The sequence below is a fragment of the Pseudomonas sp. AGC41 genome (genome assembly GCF_057334555.1).
Map to the genome: position 1 here is coordinate 3,694 of NZ_JBHFJB010000113.1, position 4,406 is coordinate 8,099.

The window sequence follows — 4,406 nt, forward strand, 5'->3', positions numbered from 1 at the left end:
ATGAAGACTGCATGAGATAAATCTGCCTGAAAAGAAACGACTGACATTATCGGCTGGCGCAGCTGTGCGATAAATGGGAGCATTCCGACAACACTTTTGCGTAATACGCACAGCGGATGTTCCCATGCACGGTCTTGATGAACTGGGCTTCAAGGCGCTGCGATTGTTCGTCGCGGTGCTCGATCACGGCAGTTTCTCGGAAGTCGCGCGACGCGAGGGGTTGGCGCCCTCGTCGATTTCCCGACAGATCCAACTGATGGAGCAAGCACTGAACCAGCAGTTGCTGTATCGCCATACCCGCGCCGTTTCGCCCACCGAAGCCGGCCGCCTGCTCGGGCATCACGCACGCTTGCTGCTGGTGCAGCTGGAGGGAGCCGAACAGGCCTTGCAGGAACAGCACAGCGAACCGGCCGGACTGGTCCGGATCAACGCCCCGGTGGTGTTCGCACAGCGCCACCTGACGCCCTGGCTGGGGCAGCTGTGCGAGCGTTACCCGAAGCTGCAGTTGGACCTGCAGCAGACCGACAGTTACGTCGACCCGCTACAGGAAGGCGCCGACCTGCTCTTTCGCATCGGCTCGTTGCACGACTCCAGCATGCAGGCGCGGATCATCGCGCCGCACCGTTTCCAGATCGCGGCGAGCCCCGCCTATCTGGCCCGCTACGGCGCTCCACACAAACCCGAAGACTTGGCGGCCCATCAGTGCCTGGCCTACAAAGGCGTAGCCGGGCAACAGCGCTGGTTTTTCCGCAAGCCGGGTCAGGCCTGGACACCCTATCGCGTCAAGGGGCCGATCACCGGCAACCACGCCGACACCCTGACCCAGGCCGCCGAGCAGGGCCTGGGCCTGGTGATGTTTCCGTCATGGCTGATCGGCGAAGCCGTGCGCAACGGCACGCTGGTACCGGTCCTGATTGATTACGAAGCATCCAACAGCCTTGAACCGCAGCAAATCGCCGTCCTCTGGCCTGGCAGCCGACGCTTGTCGGTGAAAGTGCGCACAGTGATCGATTTTTTCCTCGAGTGTTTCGGCGAAGTGCCCTATTGGGATCGTCCTTGAGCCGTGTGGGGCTCAGTCGGACTTCCCCGGCCCGTTGCCGGCGCTTGGTCTGGTCACCGAACACTTCGAACGCCAGGCGTCGGCGCGGCGCCTCAGTGCCGTCGTGTTAACGTATCGAACCCATGACCGACAGGGACGACTCGTGTTCCAGTTTCAAGCCAGCCAGCCCGTGGAGCGTTTAATGTCATTGCTCAGTAAACCAGCCGCCGTCCTGCTACTGACGGCGATCACCGGCCTGGTGGCATTCCCGGCCATTGGCGCCCAGCCCAAAAAAAACGTGGCGCAAGCGCCGGCCCAGAAGGTTTCGCTGCTGGGCGGCAAGTTCAGCTTCACCCTTCCCCTGGGCTTCGTGGCGACGCCCTTGTCCGCAGGGGACGTGGCGCAGGGAACCGCCGGGGCGAGCGGTACGATGTACAGCAATGCCACCCGCAAAACGGTGGTGATCACGGCGGAGAACACCCTGGCTGACGGAGCAAATGTAAAAGATAACGACGCGGCCTTCCTGGACACGACCTTCGCCGATTTCGCTGTCCAGAAGACCAAGGCCCTACCGGATGCAAGGATCCTCGGAGAAAAGAGCCTGATTCTGAAAGCCACCGGCCTCGGCCTGCGCCAGCTCGACACCCGGGCTACCCAGGGTGGCGGGCCCACGTTGGATACTACCCTGATAGGGGCGTCCGGCACGCGCATGGCCGTGGTGCAGATTATCTCCAGGGCGAGCGACCCGGCCGGTCACGAGGCAATGGTCAAGCAGATCGCCAGCGGGAAGTGATGGGCCTGTGCGGTGTGCCTGGTGGACCCCACTGCTGCATTCGCGAGCGGGCTCGCTCCCACAGAGAAATTTGGCATGCTCGAAAACAGAGGCTCACCGCCGTCGAACCGCAGGAGTAAGCCCGACCCCACGGGGTCCGGCTGGATCAAGGGTTGAGCCGCTCCAGCCAGGCCCGCAGGTCCTTCACCTCCTGCGCGCTGATATTGTGACCAAGCCCCGGATACGCGTGGAATTCCGGTTCCAGGGCCAGGGTCTTGAGGAACGTGTCAGCGTCGGTGCCGTCGCGATAGGGAATGATCGGGTCCACCGTGCCGTGGCCGATGAACACCGCCAGATCCCGGCGCGATTCATCCGGCGTCAGTTCGGCGCGCAACACCGAAAGGACTCGCCCGCCCATCGCGGCGATGCCGCCGACGGCTTCGGGGTGTCTCAGGGCCACCTCGTAGCTCATCATTGCGCCTTGGCTGAAGCCCACCAGGTAGACGTTGCTCGCATCGGTCGGGTATTTGGCCCGGGCCTTCTCGATGAATTCCAGGAGCATCTGGCCGCTGGCTTTCAGATCTGACGTGTCACCTTCATAGGCGCCCTCGCCTTTCTTGGCAAACCATTGATAGCGTCCTGGCTCCATCGACTTGGGTGCCCGCACCGAAAGGTAGTTGTAGTGCTGGGGCAACTCGTCCGCGAGCGTCAGCAGGTCTTCTTCGTTGCTGCCCGAACCGTGCAGGAAAATCACCAGCGGTCGGTTCCTGGCCTGTTCATCGGCGCGGGCCAGGTAGTTGAGTGGCAAGTCGGTATGCAGCGACGGTCGGGCCTGCGCTCCGGCAGACACCAGCAGCAGAAACAGGGCGAACGCTTTGAGCATCGGTCTTCCTCCAGCATTGGGTAGCCGCACGGTGACCACCGTGCGGTGAGGTAGACAGCACTTATCAGTCGTTGATCAATTTCCCTGCCCGAATCGGCTCACGCCCGGCGACTTTCGCCTGCCAGATACCCGGCTGGGTGTAGCGCCCGCGATCCAGGGCGAACAGCACGCCGCTGGTGCCGGCGCGGACCTTGGTCACGCGGTCGTTCAGCGGGTCGACCACTTCGAACAAAGGATCGTCCCGTTCCACCCACTCGCCGGCTTCGCGCAAAAAGCTCACCACGCCATGGTGCGGGGCAAACAGGTACTCGGTGCCTTCGAACGGAAAACCCTCGCAGCATTCTGCCGGCGCCGCCGGCCAGTCACCGCCGATGAGCCCCTGCTCGGCGAGAAATCCGAGGATGGCCTCGCAATTGGCCTGGGCCTGCTCGACCCGGGTATCGCCCATGCTGCCCAGTTCGAGCGTCGTCGCCAGGTTGGCCGCCGGAATGGCCGCTTGCGGGAAGATCCTCGCCAGGCGCAGCCAGGGCGTGGAACAGGACTCGTCGAACGAACTGCCGCCCGAATCCTCGCACAACAACGCCACACCGGCCCTCAGCCGCGCGGCCAACGAGCGCCACTGCGGCCATTGTTGCGGCAACGCGTACAAGTGAATCGCGGCCTCGAAATCGCAGTGCAGATCGAGGGTGATGTCGGCGTCGCAGGCATGGCGAAGCAACAGCCGATGCATGGCTTCGAGTTGCGAAGGTGGCGCGGGTAGTTCGTCGAGCACCTCGGCCATGGTTTGCCGGATCAAGGTGACGTTGGCAGCCGGATCGTCGCCCAGACGAGCCCCGACGCGCTGCGCCACCGGGGCACTGAGTTCGACAAAGGAACGGTTGAAATTCTTTCCGCTGCCCAGCTCGAAGCGCCCCATGTGGGCACTCTGCAAATGCTGGTCCAGGCCGATCGGGTTGGCCACCGGCACCAGTTCGATCACGCCCTTGAGCAGCCCGCGGGACTCGAGGTCGCTGAGCCGCTGTTTCAGCTCCCATGCGGTGCGCATGCCCGGCAGTTCATCGGCGTGCAGACTGGCCTGGATGTAGGCCTTGCGCGGGCCATGGCCGAAACGAAACACGCTGAGCCGGCGCTCCGTGCCCAAGTGGCTCCACGGCAGGGTATGGTCGATGCGTTGCATTGGCACTCCAGATATCGGTTCTCGACAGGCTCAGGGTAAAACAATCGCCCATGAAAAAGGTGGCCGGCCGGGTCAGCGGCGGGCCACCTGTTTTCTTCAGCGATTAATGCCCATAGACGTCAAAGGCGAAGTATTTGTCCTGGACTTTCTTGTAGGTGCCATTGGCGCGAATTTCGCTGATGGCGGCGTTGAATTTGTCCGCCAGGGCCTTGTCACCCTTGCGCACCGCGATGCCGGCGCCGCCGCCAAAATACTTCGCGTCTTCATAGGTCGGCCCGACGAAGGCAAAGCCCTTGCCAGCGGCGGTTTTCAGGAAACCTTCATCGAGGTTGACCGAGTCGGCGAGCATTGCGTCGAGGCGACCAGCGACCATGTCCAGGTTCGCTTCCTGCTGGGAGCTGTAGCGCACCAGGTTGATTCCCGCCGGCACCAGCACTTCGGTCGCGAAACGGTCATGGGTACTGGCCCGCAGCACGCCGACTTTCTTGCCCTTGAGTTCGGTCAGCGGGTCCTTGACGTCGGTACCTTCCTTCAT

At 63.0% G+C, this 4,406-nt stretch carries 5 protein-coding genes; 2 read left to right on the forward strand and 3 right to left on the reverse strand.

Annotated elements, in window-relative coordinates; genetic code table 11:
• Positions 1–124 precede the first annotated feature (124 nt).
• Both ACE04F_RS18945 and ACE04F_RS18950 read left to right on the forward strand, forming a co-directional pair.
• Positions 125–1,060: a LysR family transcriptional regulator gene (locus ACE04F_RS18945; protein ID WP_486109069.1), complete on the forward strand. Its 936-nt coding sequence runs from the start codon at positions 125–127 to the stop codon at positions 1,058–1,060.
• Positions 1,061–1,241: 181 nt separating this feature from the next.
• Entirely contained in the window at positions 1,242–1,832 is a 591-nt protein-coding gene (locus tag ACE04F_RS18950; protein WP_486109071.1) for a DcrB/PsbP domain-containing protein, read from the forward strand.
• A gap of 145 nt (positions 1,833–1,977) precedes the next feature.
• Here the strand turns inward: ACE04F_RS18950 and ACE04F_RS18955 are convergent, their stop codons facing one another.
• From ACE04F_RS18955 to ACE04F_RS18965, 3 genes are all read right to left on the reverse strand, one after another.
• A complete protein-coding gene (locus tag ACE04F_RS18955) occupies positions 1,978–2,694 on the reverse strand; it encodes an alpha/beta hydrolase (protein WP_486109073.1) in 717 nt (238 codons plus the stop codon).
• A 64-nt stretch (positions 2,695–2,758) separates the two neighbouring features.
• On the reverse strand, positions 2,759–3,871 hold the full coding sequence (locus ACE04F_RS18960) for a succinylglutamate desuccinylase/aspartoacylase family protein (protein ID WP_486109075.1): 1,113 nt from the start codon (positions 3,869–3,871) through the stop codon (positions 2,759–2,761).
• Positions 3,872–3,974: 103 nt separating this feature from the next.
• Positions 3,975–4,406, reverse strand: a 432-nt coding sequence (locus ACE04F_RS18965) for a transporter substrate-binding domain-containing protein (protein ID WP_486109077.1), incomplete at its 5' end; no start/stop codon positions are given.